The organism is Paracidovorax oryzae ATCC 19882 (assembly GCF_000687165.1).
Taxonomy (GTDB): Bacteria; Pseudomonadota; Gammaproteobacteria; order Burkholderiales; family Burkholderiaceae_C; genus Paracidovorax; species Paracidovorax oryzae.
This window is the reverse complement of record NZ_JMKU01000007.1, coordinates 55,822-72,376: the sequence shown is the minus strand read 5'-3', so window position 1 is coordinate 72,376 and position 16,555 is coordinate 55,822. Positions and strand designations below refer to the sequence as shown.

Below are 16,555 nucleotides of genomic sequence, written 5' to 3'. Positions count from 1 at the left end.
CAACGCCGCCTCGGCGACAATCGCGGGCTCTATGCACACCACTTTCGACACCCTGGACGGCTGGCTGGCCCATTGCGAACGCATCCACCCGAAAACCATCGACATGGGCCTGGAGCGGGTGGACGAGGTGGCGCGCCGGCTCGGGCTGCACTTTGCCTGCCCTGTCATCACGGTGGCCGGCACGAACGGAAAGGGCTCCACCTGCGCCATGCTGGAGGCGGTGGCGCTGCAGTCGGGCTACCGCACCGGTGTCTATACCTCCCCGCACCTCGTGAAGTTCGAGGAGCGCTGCCGCATCCGCGGCGAGAGCGTCGGGGCGGACGACCTGGTGGCGCACTTCGCGGCCGTGGAGGCGGCCAGGACGCAGGACAGCGCGGAGGTGTCGCTGTCCTACTTCGAATTCACCACGCTCGCCATCCTGCGCCTCATGAGCCAGGCGGGCCTGGACGTCGCCATCCTGGAGGTGGGACTGGGCGGCCGGCTCGATGCCACCAACGTCGTGGATACCGATTGCGCGGTCATCACCAGCATCGACATCGACCACACGGAGTTCCTGGGACCGGACCGCGAATCCATCGGCCGGGAGAAGGCCGGCATCATGCGGCCGGGCCGTCCCGCCATCGTCAGCGACCCCATGGCTCCGCAGAGCGTGCTGGACCACGCGCGCGCCCTCGGGGCCGACCTGTGGCAGTTCGGCCAGGACTTCAATTTTTCCGGCGACAAGCAGCAGTGGGCCTGGGCCGGGCGGGGCCGCCGCTATGCCGGGCTGGCCTACCCGGCGCTGCGGGGGGCGAACCAGCTGGTCAACGCCTCCGGCGTGCTGGCCGCCCTGGAGGCGCTGCGCGACCGGCTGCCGATCACGGCCCAGGCCGTGCGCACCGGCCTGGCCATGGTGGAGCTGCCGGGACGCTTCCAGATCGTCCCGGGCCAGCCGACGCTGGTACTGGACGTGGCCCACAACCCGCATTCGGTGGCGGCGCTCACCGCCAACCTCGACGCCATGGGTTTTTTCCCGACCACGCACGCGGTGTTCGGTGCCATGGCCGACAAGGACCTCGCTCCCATGCTGGCCCGCATCGGCCCGCTGGTGGACCGCTGGTACTTCACCGACCTGCCGACGCCGCGCGCCGAAACCGCTGCCGCCCTGCAGCAGAAGTGGAATGCCCTGCAGATCGTCGCGGGCGGGCGCCGCGAAGTGCGCACCAGCCTGCACCCGGACCCCTGGCAGGCACTGCAGGCGGCCGTGGCCGCCGCGGAGCCGACTGATAGAATCGTGGTCTTTGGCTCCTTCTATACGGTCGGCGGTGTGCTGCACCACGGAACGCCCCGCCTGCAGGCCAAGCACCTGGGCACTTGAGCATCCGACAGCGCACTCCCCGCACTGCATCCATGGCATTTTTCAAGTTTCGTTGGCCCGGCCGCAAGGAGCAGCCCGAGCAGCCCGCAAAGCCCGCCAAGCGGTCACGCGGAGGCGCCGCCCAGGCCGCGGAAAGCATCGAGGCGATGCGGCGGCGCGCCCGCCATCGCCTGATCGGCGCGGCCGTCCTCGTGCTGGCCGGTATCGTGGGCTTCCCGATGCTGTTCGATACCCAGCCGCGGCCCATTCCCGTGGACATCCCGATCGACATTCCCGACCGCAACAAGGTGGCGCCCCTGGTCGTGCCCGAGGCGGCCCAGGCCGCATCGTCCCCGGCCGCCGCTGGCACGGCCGCGAAGCCCCCGGCGGCCCCTCCGGCCACGGCGGGCCTGTCCGATGGCGAGGAGGTGATCCAGCCGTCGCGCAGCGCCGCTGCGCAGGCGCCCCAGGCACCCGCTCCGGCTCCTGCTGCGGCACCGCGGCAGGAAACCCACCATGCCGACAGCCGTGCCGCGGCCTCGAAGCCCGAAACCAGGCCGGCGAAGCCCGCCCACGAGACCAAGCCCGAGACCAAACCTGCAGTGGCCGAGGCGCGCCCGGCCGCGCCGGCCCCTGCCGCCGTATCCCGCGACGACGCGGCGCGCGCCCGTGCGCTCCTCGAAGGACGCGAGGGGGCTGCGGCCGCGCCCAAGGGTGATGACGGTGCGCGCCTGATCGTGCAGGTCGGTGCTTTCGCAGACGGCGACAAGGCCCGCGAAGTGCGCCAGTCGCTCGAGCGTGCGGGGCTCAAGACCTATACCCAGGTGGTGGATACCAAGGACGGCAAGCGCACCCGGGTGCGGGTCGGGCCTTTCGCCAGCAAGGCGGAGGCGGACAAGGCCGCGGCGCGCATCAAGGGCCTGGGCCTGTCGGCCTCGGTGCTTGCGCTGTAGCCCGCGTGGAGCGGGGCGGCATGGCGGCGCTGGACTGGATCTTCGTGGCGGCGCTGCTGGCTTCCCTGCTCCTGGGGGCCTGGCGCGGGCTGGTGTACGAGGTGCTTTCGCTGGCCGGCTGGGTGGTCGCTTTTTTCGTGGCGCAGTGGTGGGCGGCCGATGCGGCGGCGCTGCTGCCGATCGCCGAGTCGGCCGGCTCCATCCGCCATGCGGCGGGTTTCCTGCTGGTTTTCGTGGGCACGGTGTTCGCTTGCGGATTCGTCGCCTGGCTGGCCAAGAAACTGATCGAGGCAGTGGGCCTGCGGCCGGCGGACCGGACGCTCGGCGCGGCGTTCGGCCTGCTGCGCGGCCTGGTGCTGCTGCTGGCCGCCACGCTCGTGGCGCTGTGGACGCCGATCCACGAGGCCGTGTGGTGGAAAGAGTCCGCTACGGTCCCCATATGGACCGAGATGCTGTCGGTGCTGAAGCCGGCGCTGCCGGATTCGCTCGGGCGGCACCTGCCCGGATGAGGGTGTTTGTTTCGTGCGCGGCGGCCATCCCTGCAAAGGACGCCGCGGCGGGTTTTTAGGATATCGCGGGCACGGCCCGCATCTGGATGGAACGCTAACTATGTGTGGAATCGTCGGTGTGGTCAGCACGGCTCCCGTCAACCAGCTGATCTATGACGCCTTGCTGCTGCTGCAGCACCGGGGGCAGGATGCCGCGGGCATCGTCACGCAGCAGGAACGCAAGTTCTTCATGCACAAGGCGAAGGGCATGGTCCGCGACGTGTTCCGCACCCGCAACATGCGCGCGCTGCCCGGCACGGTGGGCCTGGGCCAGGTGCGCTATCCCACGGCTGGCAACGCCTACAGCGAGGAAGAGGCGCAGCCCTTCTATGTGAACGCGCCGTTCGGCATCGTGCTGGTGCACAACGGCAACCTCACCAATGCGCAGTCGCTGCGGGCCGAGCTGTTCTCCACCGACCACCGCCACACCAACACCGAGAGCGATTCCGAGGTGCTGCTCAACGTGTTCGCGCACGAGCTCGAACGCGCCACGCGCGGCGTTCCGCTGCAGGTCGAGGACGTCTTCAACGCGGTGGCCGCCGTGCACCGTCGCGTGAAGGGCTCCTATGCCGTCATCGCGCTGATCGCGGGCCATGGCCTGCTGGCGTTCCGCGATCCGCACGGCATCCGCCCGATGTGCCTCGGCCGCAGCGCCGACGGCACCGTGATGGTGGGCAGCGAATCGGTGGCGCTCGAAGGCACCAACCACGTGTTCGAGCGCGACGTGCAACCCGGCGAGGCCGTGTTCATCACGCCCGACGGCACCGTGCATGCCCGCCAGTGCGCGCAGGCGCCCCAGCTCAACCCCTGCATCTTCGAGTTCGTGTACCTGGCGCGGCCCGATTCCGTGCTGGATGGCATCTCCGTGTACCAGGCGCGCCTGAACCTCGGCGAGGCCCTGGCCAAGCGCGTGGTGTCCACGGTGCCGCCCAACGAGATCGACGTGATCATCCCGATCCCCGAATCCAGCCGCCCGAGCGCCACGCAGCTCGCGCACCTGCTCGGCATCCCGTACCGCGAGGGCTTCGTGAAGAACCGCTACGTGGGCCGCACCTTCATCATGCCGGGGCAGGGCGTGCGCAAGAAATCCGTGCGCCAGAAGCTCAATGTGATCGCCAGCGAATTCAAGGGCCGCAACGTGCTGCTGGTGGACGACTCCATCGTGCGCGGCACGACCTCGCGAGAGATCGTGCAGATGGCCCGCGACGCCGGTGCACGCAAGGTGTACCTCGCCAGTGCCGCGCCGCCGGTCCGCTATCCCAACGTGTACGGCATCGACATGCCCACCAGCAATGAGCTGGTGGCCCATGGCCGCACGGTGGAGGAGATCCGCCAGGCGATCGGCTGCGACGCGCTGATCTACCAGGACGTGAACGCCATGAAGAAGGCCGTGGGCTCGCTCAACGGCGGTATCGAGGGCTTCGACGCTTCGTGCTTCGACGGCGTGTACGTCACCGGCGACATCACCGCCCAGGACATTGCGCGGCTGAACGAGGGCCGCGTCGGCAAGGAAGAGCAGGAAGAGGACACTTCCCGCCTGGCCCTGCCGAACGCCCAGGACGCCTGAGGGAGACGCCATGGCCCACGACAGAACGAACGGCGCCGGGGGGCTCCCCGAAGGCCTGCATCCCGACACGCTCGCCGTGCGGGAATCCATCCCCCGCAGCCAGTACGGCGAGCATTCCGAAGCGCTCTACCTGAGCAGCAGCTTCGTGCAGCCCGACGCGCAGACCGCCGCGCGGCGCTTCGCTGGCGAAGAGGACGGCTACACCTACACCCGCACTGGCAACCCCACGGTGACGGCCTTCGAACGGCGGCTGGCCGCCATGGAAGGCACCGAGACGGCGATCGGCACGGCGACCGGCATGTCCGCGATCCTGCTGATGTGCCTCGCACTGCTGAAGGCGGGCGACCACGTGGTGTGCTCGCAGTCGATGTTCGGCTCCACCATCAAGCTGATCGGCGGCGAACTCTCGCGCTTCGGCGTCGAGACCACCTTCGTGCCGCAGACGGATGCCGCTGCCTGGAAGGCGGCCCTGCGCCCTGCAACGCGCCTGATGTTCGCCGAAACGCCCACCAACCCGCTCACCGACCTGTGCGACATCGCCGCGCTGTCGGCGATCGCGCGCGAGGCAGGCGTGCTGCTGGCCGTGGACAACTGCTTCGCGTCGCCCGCGCTGCAGCAGCCCGCGAAGTGGGGCGCGGACCTCGTCATCCATTCCGGCACCAAGTTCCTCGATGGCCAGGGCCGTGTCATGGCAGGTGCCGTGTGCGGCCCGCGCTCGCTCATCGACGACAAGCTCGGCCCCATGATCCGCAGCGCGGGCATGAACCTCTCGCCCTTCAATGCCTGGGTGGTCCTCAAGGGGCTGGAGACCCTGTCCATCCGCGTCCGTGCCCAGGCCGACAATGCCCTGCGCCTCGCTACATGGCTGGAGTCGCACTCCGGCGTGGCGCGCGTCTATTACCCGGGCCTCGCCTCGCATCCGCAGCATGCGCTGGCGATGCGCCAGCAATCCGGCCTGGGCGGCGCGGTGCTTTCCTTCGACGTGAAGTCGAAGGAGGGGGCCGAGGCCGCGCGCCGCAGCGCCTTCCACGTGATCGACAGCACCCGCGTGTGCAGCATCACCGCCAACCTGGGTGACGTGAAGACCACCGTCACCCATCCCGCGAGCACCTCGCACGGGCGCCTGACCGAGGCGCAGCGCCAGGCCGCCGGCATCGGCCAGGGGCTGATCCGCGTGGCCGTGGGCCTGGAACACATCGAAGACCTGAAGGCCGACCTCGCGCGCGGCCTGGATACCCTGCAATGAGCCAAAGCCTTTCTCCCGCTTCCTCCTCCAGCGGCGCGCAGCAGCGCGTGCGCACCCGTTTCGCGCCGTCCCCCACGGGCTTCATCCACCTGGGCAACATCCGCTCGGCGCTCTATCCGTGGGCTTTCGCGCGTGCCACGGGCGGCGACTTCATCCTGCGCATCGAGGACACCGACGTGGAGCGCTCGAGCCAGGCCGCCGTGGATGTCATCCTGGAAGGCATGCAGTGGCTGGGCATGGAGCCGGACGAGGGCCCGTTCTACCAGATGCAGCGCATGGACCGCTACAAGGAAGTGCTGGCGCAGATGCAGGCACAGGGCCTGGTCTATCCGTGCTACATGAGCGTGGCGGAGCTCGACGCGCTGCGCGAGCGCCAGATGCAGGCCAAGCAGAAGCCGCGCTACGACGGCACGTGGCGCCCCGAAGAAGGCAAGACCCTGCCCCCGGTGCCCGAGGGCGTGCAGCCGGTGCTGCGCTTCCGCAACCCCGTCGGCGGTGCGGTGGCGTGGGAGGACAAGGTCAAGGGCCGCATCGAAATCCAGAACGACGAGCTGGACGACCTCGTCATCGCGCGCCCGGACGGCACGCCCACGTACAACTTCTGCGTGGTGGTGGACGACATCGACATGGCCATCACCCATGTGATCCGCGGCGACGACCACGTGAACAACACGCCGCGCCAGATCAACATCTTCCGCGCGCTCGGCAAGGAGCCGCCGGTGTATGCCCACCTGCCCACGGTGCTCAACGAGCAGGGCGAGAAGATGAGCAAGCGCAACGGCGCCAAGCCCGTCACGCAGTACCGCGACGAAGGCTACCTGCCCGAAGCCATGGTGAACTACCTGGCGCGCCTGGGCTGGAGCCACGGCGACGACGAGATCTTCTCGCGCGAGCAGTTCCTGGAGTGGTTCGACCTGGACCACCTGGGCCGCAGCGCTGCGCAGTTCGACGAGGCCAAGCTGCGCTGGGTGAACGCCCAGCACCTGAAGGCCATGCCCGACGAGCGCCTTGCCGAACTGGTGGCGCCGCGCCTCGCGGCCCGTGGCATCGCGCAGGCCGATCTGCAGGACGGACGCCTGCCGCGCATCTGCGCGCTCTTCAAGGACCGCTGCGACACGCTGGTGGCGCTGGCCGACTGGGCGCAGGTGTTCTACGGCGACGTGACGCCCAATGAAGAAGAGCGCGCCAGGCACGTGGTCGATGCGGTGAAGCCCGCGATCGCCGCGCTCGCCGACGCCCTCGCGCAGTGCGCCTGGGACAAGGCCAGCATCGCCGCCGCCTTCAAGGAAGTGCTCGCGGCCCAGGGCCTCAAGATGCCGCAACTGGCCATGCCGGTGCGCGTGCTCACCGTGGGCACGGCGCACACGCCGTCGGTCGATGCGGTGCTCGAACTGCTCGGACGCGAAAAAATTGCAGCGAGATTGCGAACGGCCTGAAAACCTGTCTATAATTCAAGGCTCAGGAGATGACGACGATAAATAACAATATCGACGGCATCGAAGTGGGGGTATAGCTCAGCTGGGAGAGCGCTTGCATGGCATGCAAGAGGTCAGCAGTTCGATCCTGCTTACCTCCACCAAACTGAATCAAGAACGGAAGTTCCCAGGTTTTGACCCTATCGTCTAGAGGCCTAGGACATCACCCTTTCACGGTGAGTACCGGGGTTCGAATCCCCGTAGGGTCGCCAAGTTCGTGGCACTTGGCTTGCATGGATTTGCAAGCGAAACAGCCGCCTGCCAGGAGTGGTAGTTCAGTTGGTTAGAATACCGGCCTGTCACGCCGGGGGTCGCGGGTTCGAGTCCCGTCCACTCCGCCAGATTCATGCCTTTGCAGGTGGTTCGCGCAAAGGCCGAAATTTTGACGATGCCGTATGGCTTTGTCAGGATTCGGGGGTATAGCTCAGCTGGGAGAGCGCTTGCATGGCATGCAAGAGGTCATCGGTTCGATCCCGTTTACCTCCACCAAACCATTTTTGAGAACGGAAGTTCCCAGGTTTTGACCCTATCGTCTAGAGGCCTAGGACATCACCCTTTCACGGTGAGTACCGGGGTTCGAATCCCCGTAGGGTCGCCAAGTTCACGGCACTTGGCCTGCATGAGAATGCAGGCAAAACGCTGTCTGCCAGGAGTGGTAGTTCAGTTGGTTAGAATACCGGCCTGTCACGCCGGGGGTCGCGGGTTCGAGTCCCGTCCACTCCGCCAGTTCATCCAGGCCGGTCCATGCCGCACCTGAAGGCACAAAAGCCGCAGCGAGCAATCGTTGCGGCTTTTTTTCTTGCCCCCGGCCCATGCGACCCTTCCATCACCGCGTGCCTCTGCCGATGCCGTCTTTCCTCACATCCGCTCCGCAGCTGCCCCCTGCGCCATCCGCTGTGCCTGCGGGGGCCGCCACGTCCCGCCTGGTGTCCATCGACGCACTGCGCGGACTGGTGATCGTCTTCATGCTGCTCGACCACGTGCGCGAGACGTTCTTCATGCACCACCAGGTCACGGACCCCATGGCGTTGGCTGATACGCCACCGGCCCTGTTCTTCAGCCGCGTCCTGGCGCACCTGTGCGCGCCGGTGTTCATCTTTCTCGCGGGGCTGTCCGCCTTTCTATACGGCAACCGCCAGCCGGACGGCCGGCGGGCCGCCGCGGTGTTCCTCTTGCAGCGCGGGCTCTTCCTGGTGGTGCTGGAACTCACGGTGGTGAATTTCGCGTGGACCTTCCAGTGGCCGCCGCAGGTGGTCTATCTGCAGGTGATCTGGGTGATCGGCCTGAGCATGCTGGCGCTGGCCCTGCTGCTATGGCTGCCCCGCGGCGTGATGGTGGCGGTCGGGCTGCTGCTGGTGGCGGGCCACAACCTGCTCGACGGAGTGCACTTTCCTGCGGGGCACGCACTGCATGTGCCGTGGGCGGTGCTGCACGACCGGGGATGGCTCGCGGTGGGCGACGGCCTGCGGATGCGTACGTCCTATCCGCTGCTGCCCTGGATCGGCGTGATCGCGCTGGGGTATGCCGCCGGCCCCTGGTTCACCGCCGGGGCAGACGCGGGGCTGCGGCGGCGCCGCCTGGTGGCGTGGTCGGTGGGGGCGCTGGCGCTGTTCGTGGCGCTCCGCTGGCTGAATGTCTATGGCGATCGGCCCTGGGCCCTGGGTGCCACGCCGCTGGAGACCGTGATGGGTTTCCTGAACGTGACGAAGTACCCGCCCTCGCTGCTCTTCGTGGCGCTGACCTTGGGGCTCGGCTTGGCACTGCTCGCCGCCCTCGAGCGCGTGCCTGCGCGGGCGGGGTGGCTGCGGGTGCTGTTGGCTTTCGGTGCCGCGCCCATGTTCTTCTATGTGCTGCACCTGTACGTGCTGAAGGTGCTCTACCTCGGCGCGCTGGGAATCTGGGGGGCCAACCAGGGACGCTATTTCGGTTTCGATGCGGTGTGGCAGGTGTGGCTCTGCACGGCCGTGCTGGCCGTGCTGCTCTACGGGCCGGTGCGTGCGTTCGGGGCCTTCAAGGCGCGGCGAAAAGACCTGGCCTGGCTGCGGTTCCTGTAGAGCTGGCCACGCTTTCCGCACAGGGGCATCCGCGCGCGCTCTTCGGCGAGGGCCTGCACGGGCCTTTGCTCCTGGCGACAATGCGGGATGTCTTCGTCGCCTTTCCTGCGCATGGCCCTGGTGCTGGGCCTGCTTTCCGCCATCGGTCCTTTCGCGATCGACATGTATCTGCCCGCGCTGCCCGAGATCGGGCATGGCCTGGGCGCGCCGGTGGGCGCGGTGCAATGGAGCCTGACGGCCTTCTTCCTTTCGCTCGGCGTGGGGCAATTGCTGTACGGTCCGCTGTCGGACATGGCGGGACGCAAGCCACCGCTCTATTTCGGGCTGGTGCTGTTCACCGTGGCGAGCATCGGTTGCGCGCTGGCCACCAGCATCGAGGCCCTGATCGTGCTGCGCTTCCTGCAGGGGCTGGGCGCGGCCGCGGGCATGGTGGTGCCGCGTGCCGTGGTGCGGGACCTGCACACGGGCCATGAGGCCGCGCGGCTGATGTCGCTGCTGATGCTGGTGTTCAGCGTATCGCCGCTGCTGGCGCCGCTGGCAGGCAGCGGCGTGATCGCCCTCGCGGGCTGGCGTGGCGTGTTCTGGGCGGTGGCGATCGCCGCGCTGGCCGGGTTGCTGCTGGTGCGCTTCGCCCTCTCCGAGACCCGGCCCGCCGCGGAGCGGACGCACAGCACCCCGGGCAGCGCGCTGCGGGGCTACGGCCTGTTGCTGCGTGACCGGCATTACCTGGGCCTGGTCTTCATCGGCGGTTGCGCGATGGCGGGCTTCTTCGTGTACCTGGCGGGCTCGCCGTTCGTGCTCATCAACCACTATGGGCTCACGCCCACGCAGTACAGCCTGGCGTTCTCGTTCAATGCCGCGGCGTTTTTCGCCATGGCGCAGTTCAACGGCATGCTGGCCGCCCGCTTCGGGCTGGAGCCGATCGTGAAGGTGGCGGCCACCGCTTCGTCGGCGGTGATGGCCGTGATGCTGGGCTACTACCTGCTGGGCGGTGACCGGCTCGCGGTGCTGATCGGCCTGTACTTCATGGCCAGCGCACTCATGGGGCTGGTGATTCCCACGACCTCGGTGCTGGCACTGGAGGAGCACGGCGCGATCGCGGGCACGGCCTCCGCGCTGATGGGCACGCTGCAGATGCTCACGGGCGCCGTGGCGATGGGGCTGGTGGGGCTGTTCGCCGATGGCCGGCCGCTGCCGATGGTCGCGGGGATGGCAACCGGCGCGTTCCTCGGCACGGCGCTGTGCTGGACCACGCTGGGCCGCACCCGCGTGGCGCCCGGCCAGGGCCGCCGGGGAGCCCGGGCATGAGCGGCACAGCACCTGGCACGACGCCCGGCACGGGGCAGGGCAGCGCCCCGGAAGCCGCCGCGTCGCGGCCTGCAGGCGTGACGGACGGGCTGGAGCCGCCGGAGCGCGGGCGGGCGATGCTGGTGATCATCCTCGGCATCGCCGTCGCGGTGCTGGATGGCAGCATCATGAACCTGGCGCTGCCCACCATCGCAAGGGAACTGCAGGCCGGCGCGCCGCAGGCCATCTGGGTGGTGAACGCCTACCAGATCGCCACCCTGGGCATGCTGCTGCCGCTGGCCGCGCTCGGGGAGCGCATCGGCTACCGGCGCGTGTACCTGCTGGGCATGGGCCTGTTCGCCATCTCGTCGCTCGGTGCCATGCTGGCGTCGTCGCTGGAGGTGCTGATCGCGGCGCGGGCCGTGCAGGGCCTGGGCGCGGCGGGCATCATGAGCGTGAACGCGGCGCTGGTGCGCATGATCTATCCGCGCGCACGGCTGGGGCAGGGGCTGGCGCTCAATTCGCTGGCCGTCGCGGCATCATCGGTGGCCGGCCCCTCGGTGGCGGCCGCCATCCTTTCGGTATCGTCCTGGCCGATGCTGTTCGCGATCAACCTGCCGCTGGGCCTGGCGACGCTCTGGCTCGGCCGGCGTGCGCTGCCGTTCAATCCTGCGCCGCCTGTGCGCGGGGCAAAAGCGGTCGCGCGCTTTTCCGTGATCGACGTGGCGCTCAACGTGCTGATGTTCGCGCTGGTGTTCATCGGCGGCGACCAGTTGGGCGTGCACGGCGGGGCGGGCGGGCTGCCGCAGGGCCCCGTGCTGACGCTGCTGGCGGGCCTGGCGGTGGGGGTGGTGTTCGTGCGCAGGCAGGTGCGGGCCGACCGCCGCGGGGAGACGCCGCTCTTTCCGGTGGACCTGCTGCGCATCCCGGTGTTCTCGCTGTCGATGGGGGCATCGGTCGCGGCCTTCTGTGCGCAGATGCTGGCGTTCCTCGCGCTGCCGTTCCTGCTGCTGGAGGCGCATGGCCGCTCCCATGCCGAGGCCGGCCTGCTCATCACGCCCTGGCCGCTGGCCATCGTGGCCGTCGCACCGCTTGCAGGGCGGCTGATCGGGCGCGTGCCGGACGGCCTGCTGGGCGGCATCGGCATGGCCGTGCTGGCACTGGGGCTGGCGGCGCTGGCCGGCATGCCGCAGGATGCGGGCGCGTTCGGCGTGGCGTGGCGCATGGCGCTGTGCGGCGTGGGCTTCGCGCTGTTCCAGTCGCCCAACAACCACACCATCGTCACGTCCGCACCGCTGCAGCGCTCGGGTGCCGCGGGCGGCATGCTGAGCACGGCGCGGCTCACGGGCCAGACGCTGGGTGCCGTGCTCCTCGCGGTGATCTTCGCGATCCAGGGCACGCACGGCGGCCATGCGGAGACGGTGGCGTTCTGGCTTGCCGCAGGCAGTGCCGTCGTGGCAGGCGTATGCAGTGTGCTGCGCCTGGGGCCGGCGAAGGCTGCCGGAGGACGCGGCGCAGGCCACTGATGGTGCGCGTGGCGCGTGGCAGGTGAGGCCGCCGCTGTACTGCGCGTCGTCAGATCGTGGATTCGTTGCCCGATTCGTTGTTGGAGTCGTCACCGGATTCCGCTTCGGCGCATGCACCTGCGTTCCGGTCCGCGTCGCTTTGCATGCCGGCATCGGCAGGCGGACGATAGCCCTGCAACGCCGCCACCTGACCCGCCAGGGTGCGGATGGTGATCGGCGCGCAGCCCTCCGCATGGTTGCTGATCGCGACGAACGCGTTCTGCCCCTTGCCGGTGATGCCGGCCAGCGTGCGCGCCAGCAGCGCATGCACCTCCGGCGCGGGATGGACGATGCGGTCGAACGGGCTGTAGAGCGCTTCGGCTTCTTCGTAGCCGTAGGCGCCATGCACGGGGTTGAGGTTCCAGCGGCACACCAGCGGGCCCGGCCAGAGCCTGCGCAGCAGCCGCAACTGCTCTTCGAGCGGCGGCATCTTGGCATGCAGCCCCAGGCAATAGGTGGCGCCGGCCGAGAGCAGCGCTTCGGCGAACAGCGGCTCGTATTCGGGCGACAGCCACTCCGGATCGCGCACTTCCACGGCCAGCACGCCGTCCGGTGCGGTGGGGGCGAGCGGCGGCATCGCGCGCAGCAGGGTGCCTAGCTGGGCGATGGTGCCTTCGAGGCGATGGAGCTGCGCCAGCGGCAGGGGGCTCAACTGGAACACCAGGGCCCCGATCTTGGCCCCCAGGCCTTCCAGCGCGGGCGCCACGAATTCCTGCAGCGCCAGCGCGGGGTCGAGGAAGGCCGGGTTCGGCGCACGTCCGCGGCCGTCTTCGGCGCGCACCAGTGCATCGGTGACGAGGCTGGGCGCCTTCACGATGAAGCGGAAGTCGTCGGGCACCTGCGAGGCGTAGCCCGCGTACTGGCTCACGGTGAGGGGTTTGTAGAAACCGCGGTCGATGCTCACGGTGCGCATCAGCGGGTGCCGTGCATAGGCGGCCAGGCCCTGGCGCGCCAGCGTGGATTCGGAGTGCTCGCCTTCCCAGACGAGGCCTTTCCAGCCGGGGTAGCTCCAGGAGGAGCCACCGAGCCGCAGCTGCTGGGGCAGGGCGGCGGCGAGGGCCAGCAGGCCGGGGGCGGGATCGATGGGATGGACGCCGCCGCCAGTCCTGGGCGGGCGGCGCGGCTTGGCGGGGGCTTCCTCCGCTGCTGGAGACTGGGCCGCTGCCGGCGCCGGTGCAGGCGGGGGAGGAAGGTCGTCGTCGCCGAAGAGGGACTCTTGCATGGGTGGAGCCTGCCGGAAGCACCGGCGCGGTTCAAAACGGGGATCGGTGGCTATCTGGACGGCGCGGTTGCACGGCGGGGCTCCGTGGCAGGGCTGCTGTCGCCGATGGCGTCATCCTTCACGGAATCGATGACGAAGCGGTCGCGCGACCAGCGGTAGATGATGGTACGGCGGATCTGCGGCGCACCGCCTTCCGCGTCCTCGCCATATCGGACGAACCAGCGGATGAGCCGGCCATGCCGCACTTCCAGGCGCGGCGTGCGGCGCTGGCCTTCATACAGCTTGTCATCCTGGTATCCGGTGTCGTCCAGTGGCAACGAGGCCAGTCCGCCGTCGGGCAGCCTGCGGAACACCTCGGTGATGTCCGCACCGCCGTTGCCCATCGCGCAGGTGGTGGCCTCCACGACGGCCTGCTCGTCGTCTTGCCCGAGCAGGTCCGCGTACTGCACCGTGATGTGCCTGATCGGATCCCTTTTGCAGAACTCTTCAGCGAGCTGCTTTCCCAACCCGCCGCGCGCGAGCAGATAGGCGCGGAAGTCCACCTTGCGGATTGCATCCGCATGCGCGCGGGCACGGCCATGGGCCTGCGGGGTAGGCGGCAGCTGGGCATGTGCCGTGGTGGAGGCCAGGACCAGGACCGCCGTTGCCGCGGCATGCCAACGGGACGGGCGGACGGCGCACGGCGCTGTGCGGGTTCTGCGTTTCGGCGGGATCTGGAGGGGCATGCAGGCAGCGGCGATGAAGACGCGCCGATTCTCCTGGCATGCCTCCATCGAGGCATCGTTGCAATTGTCACGAAGTGTGGAGGCGCCGGTGGCATCGGGGCCCGCGCGCGGGGCATCCGCGCCCGCTATGGCACACTCGCCCGCTTCGAGTTTTCATCGTTCGTTCGCAAGGGTTATGCAGCAGATCATCCGGCAACTGGCCACGGAAATCAGGGTGGGGGAACAGCAGGTCCGTGCGGCCGTGGATCTGCTGGACGGCGGGGCCACGGTGCCCTTCATCGCACGCTACCGCAAGGAGGCCACGGGTGGCCTGGACGACATTCAGCTGCGTGAACTGGAGGCGCGGCTCGCCTACCTGCGCGAGCTGGAGGACCGCCGCGCCGCCGTGCTCAAGGCCATCGACGAGCAGGGCAAGCTGACCGACGCGCTGCGGGCCGCCATCGCGACCGCGCCCACCAAGCAGGAACTGGAAGACATCTACCTGCCCTACAAGCAGAAGCGCCGCACCAAGGGGCAGATCGCCAAGGAGTTCGGCATCGAGCCGCTGGCAGACCGCCTGTTCGCGGACCCGACGCTCGACCCGGCCGTGGAGGCGCAGGCCTTCCTGCGCCCGCCCGAGGTGCTGGACGACGGCAAGCCGGGCGCCGATTTCTCCACCGTGGGTGCGGTGCTGGACGGCGTGCGCGACATCCTTTCCGAGCGCTGGGCGGAAGATGCCGCCCTGGTGCAGTCGATGCGGGAATGGCTCTGGACCGAAGGCCTGCTGCGCAGCAAGAAGGTGGAGTCGAAGAACGAGGCCGACCCGGAGGTGGCGAAGTTCCGCGACTATTTCGACTACGACGAACCCATCGGCCGCGTGCCGTCGCACCGCGCGCTGGCCGTGTTCCGCGGGCGGGCGCTGGAGATCCTGGAGGCCAAGCTCGTGCTGCCCGTGGAGCCCGAGCCCGGCAAGCCGAGCATCGCCGAAGGCCGCATCGCGCTGCACCTGGGCTGGAGCCATGCGGGCCGGCCGGCCGACGACCTGCTCCGCAAGTGCGTGGCCTGGACGTGGCGCGTGAAGCTCAGCCTGTCCACCGAGCGTGACCTGTTCTCGCGCCTGCGCGAGGAGGCCGAGAAGGTGGCGATCAAGGTCTTCTCGGACAACCTGCGCGACCTGCTGCTGGCTGCACCTGCCGGCCCGCGTGCCGTGATGGGCCTGGACCCTGGCATCCGCACCGGCGTGAAGGTGGCGGTGGTGGATGCCACCGGCAAGCTGGTGGAGACGGCCACGGTCTATCCCCACGAGCCGCGCCGCGACTGGGAAGGCTCGCTGCACACGCTGGCACGCCTCGTGCAGAAGCACGGCGTGCAGCTGGTGGCCATCGGCAACGGCACCGCGAGCCGCGAGACCGACAAGCTGGCGGCCGATCTGCTCAAGCTGGTGGCCAAGGCCGAGCTCAGTTTCGAGAAGGTGGTGGTGAGCGAGGCGGGTGCCTCCGTCTATTCCGCCAGCGAGTACGCGAGCCAGGAAATGCCGGACGTGGACGTGAGCCTGCGCGGTGCGGCGAGCATCGCCCGCCGGCTGCAGGACCCGCTGGCCGAGCTGGTGAAGATCGACCCGAAAAGCATCGGCGTGGGCCAGTACCAGCACGACGTGAACCAGAGCGAACTGGCGCGCACGCTGGACGCGGTCGTCGAGGATTGCGTGAACTCCGTGGGCGTGGACCTGAACACCGCGAGCGCGCCGCTGCTCTCGCGGGTATCGGGCCTGTCGGGCAGCGTGGCCAAGGCCGTGGTGCGCTGGCGCGAGGCGAACGGCGCCTTCCGCAGCCGCCGCCAGCTCATGGAGGTGGCGGGCCTGGGCGCGAAGACGTTCGAGCAGTCCGCCGGGTTCCTGCGCATCCGCGGGGGCGACAACCCGCTGGACATGACGGGCGTCCACCCGGAAACCTATCCGGTGGTGGAGCGCATCCTCGCCCACACGGCCAAGCCGGTGACCGAGGTCATGGGCCGCGCAGACATGCTCAAGCAGCTCAAGCCCGAGCTGTTCGCCAACGAGAAGTTCGGCGTGATCACTGTCAGGGACATCCTCGCCGAACTCGAAAAGCCCGGCCGCGACCCGCGCCCGGACTTCAAGGTGGCACGCTTCAACGACGGCGTGGAAGATATCGCCGACCTGAAGGAGGGCATGGTGCTCGAAGGCACCGTGAGCAACGTCGCCCAGTTCGGCGCCTTCGTGGACCTGGGTGTGCACCAGGACGGCCTGGTCCACGTGAGCCAGCTCAGCCACAAGTTCGTGCAGGACGCGCGCGAGATCGTGAAGACCGGCGACATCGTGAAGGTGAAGGTGCTCGAGGTGGACCCGGTGCGCAAGCGCATCAGCCTGACCATGAAGCTCGACGCCGCGCCGGCGCGCCGGGACCAGGATGGCCGTGGCCCGCGCGAGAACCGCTTCGAGGGCGCCGGCCGCGGCTACGCCCAGCCTGCGCGCCGTGCGGCCGACCCGGCGCCGCAGTCGGCCATGGCGTCGGCCTTCGCGAAACTGCAGGGTCACAAACGGTAAGAAACGTTTTCAGGCGTGGATAATGGGGCGAACGC

At 69.0% G+C, this 16,555-nt stretch carries 12 protein-coding genes and 6 tRNA genes; 16 read left to right on the top strand and 2 right to left on the bottom strand.

Annotation, left to right across the window (positions count from 1 at the left end):
• Window positions 1-31 precede the first annotated feature (31 nt).
• From folC to T336_RS0106475, 15 genes are all read left to right on the top strand, one after another.
• Complete coding sequence (gene folC / locus T336_RS0106545) at window positions 32-1,357, top strand: bifunctional tetrahydrofolate synthase/dihydrofolate synthase (protein ID WP_026431930.1); 1,326 nt, start codon at window positions 32-34, stop codon at window positions 1,355-1,357.
• A 32-nt stretch (window positions 1,358-1,389) separates the two neighbouring features.
• Window positions 1,390-2,289 carry an SPOR domain-containing protein gene (locus tag T336_RS0106540; protein WP_026431929.1) on the top strand — a complete coding sequence of 300 codons (900 nt, stop codon included), beginning with the start codon at window positions 1,390-1,392 and terminating at the stop codon, window positions 2,287-2,289.
• A 20-nt stretch (window positions 2,290-2,309) separates the two neighbouring features.
• Window positions 2,310-2,798: a CvpA family protein gene (locus T336_RS0106535; protein ID WP_026431928.1), complete on the top strand. Its 489-nt coding sequence runs from the start codon at window positions 2,310-2,312 to the stop codon at window positions 2,796-2,798.
• 100 nt (window positions 2,799-2,898) lie between these two features.
• Window positions 2,899-4,404, top strand: coding sequence for an amidophosphoribosyltransferase (gene purF / locus T336_RS0106530; RefSeq protein ID WP_019700947.1), 1,506 nt, complete (start codon window positions 2,899-2,901; stop codon window positions 4,402-4,404).
• A 10-nt stretch (window positions 4,405-4,414) separates the two neighbouring features.
• The gene (locus T336_RS0106525) at window positions 4,415-5,650 is read left to right on the top strand and encodes an O-succinylhomoserine sulfhydrylase (protein WP_019700948.1); all 1,236 of its coding nucleotides are present in this window, start codon (window positions 4,415-4,417) and stop codon (window positions 5,648-5,650) included.
• Window positions 5,647-7,086: a glutamate--tRNA ligase gene (gene gltX / locus T336_RS0106520; RefSeq protein WP_026431927.1), complete on the top strand. Its 1,440-nt coding sequence runs from the start codon at window positions 5,647-5,649 to the stop codon at window positions 7,084-7,086. Before T336_RS0106525 ends, gltX begins: the two co-directional genes overlap by 4 nt.
• Window positions 7,087-7,153: 67 nt before the next feature.
• Window positions 7,154-7,229: transfer RNA gene (locus T336_RS0106515), tRNA-Ala, on the top strand.
• Between the two features lie 32 nt (window positions 7,230-7,261).
• Window positions 7,262-7,337 (top strand) — tRNA-Glu (locus tag T336_RS0106510).
• Between the two features lie 52 nt (window positions 7,338-7,389).
• Window positions 7,390-7,466: transfer RNA gene (locus T336_RS0106505), tRNA-Asp, on the top strand.
• A 72-nt stretch (window positions 7,467-7,538) separates the two neighbouring features.
• Window positions 7,539-7,614: transfer RNA gene (locus T336_RS0106500), tRNA-Ala, on the top strand.
• 33 nt (window positions 7,615-7,647) lie between these two features.
• Window positions 7,648-7,723: transfer RNA gene (locus T336_RS0106495), tRNA-Glu, on the top strand.
• 51 nt (window positions 7,724-7,774) lie between these two features.
• Window positions 7,775-7,851: transfer RNA gene (locus tag T336_RS0106490), tRNA-Asp, on the top strand.
• Between the two features lie 119 nt (window positions 7,852-7,970).
• Complete coding sequence (locus T336_RS0106485; RefSeq protein ID WP_035225389.1) at window positions 7,971-9,179, top strand: acetyltransferase domain-containing protein; 1,209 nt, start codon at window positions 7,971-7,973, stop codon at window positions 9,177-9,179.
• An 87-nt stretch (window positions 9,180-9,266) separates the two neighbouring features.
• A complete protein-coding gene (locus T336_RS0106480) occupies window positions 9,267-10,487 on the top strand; it encodes a multidrug effflux MFS transporter (RefSeq protein ID WP_026431925.1) in 1,221 nt (406 codons plus the stop codon).
• Window positions 10,484-11,992: an MFS transporter gene (locus T336_RS0106475; RefSeq protein ID WP_026431924.1), complete on the top strand. Its 1,509-nt coding sequence runs from the start codon at window positions 10,484-10,486 to the stop codon at window positions 11,990-11,992. The genes T336_RS0106480 and T336_RS0106475 overlap by 4 nt, the downstream gene beginning before the upstream one ends.
• A 49-nt stretch (window positions 11,993-12,041) precedes the next feature.
• On the opposite strand, the gene T336_RS24820 is transcribed toward T336_RS0106475, so the two are convergent.
• A complete protein-coding gene (locus T336_RS24820; protein WP_035225387.1) occupies window positions 12,042-13,253 on the bottom strand; it encodes a DUF72 domain-containing protein in 1,212 nt (403 codons plus the stop codon).
• 50 nt (window positions 13,254-13,303) lie between these two features.
• Window positions 13,304-13,978 carry a hypothetical protein gene (locus T336_RS0106465; protein WP_156957808.1) on the bottom strand — a complete coding sequence of 225 codons (675 nt, stop codon included), beginning with the start codon at window positions 13,976-13,978 and terminating at the stop codon, window positions 13,304-13,306.
• A 175-nt stretch (window positions 13,979-14,153) separates the two neighbouring features.
• Here T336_RS0106465 and T336_RS0106460 point away from each other — a divergent pair, with 175 nt between their 5' ends.
• Complete coding sequence (locus T336_RS0106460; RefSeq protein WP_026431922.1) at window positions 14,154-16,520, top strand: Tex family protein; 2,367 nt, start codon at window positions 14,154-14,156, stop codon at window positions 16,518-16,520.
• Window positions 16,521-16,555: the final 35 nt, after the last annotated feature.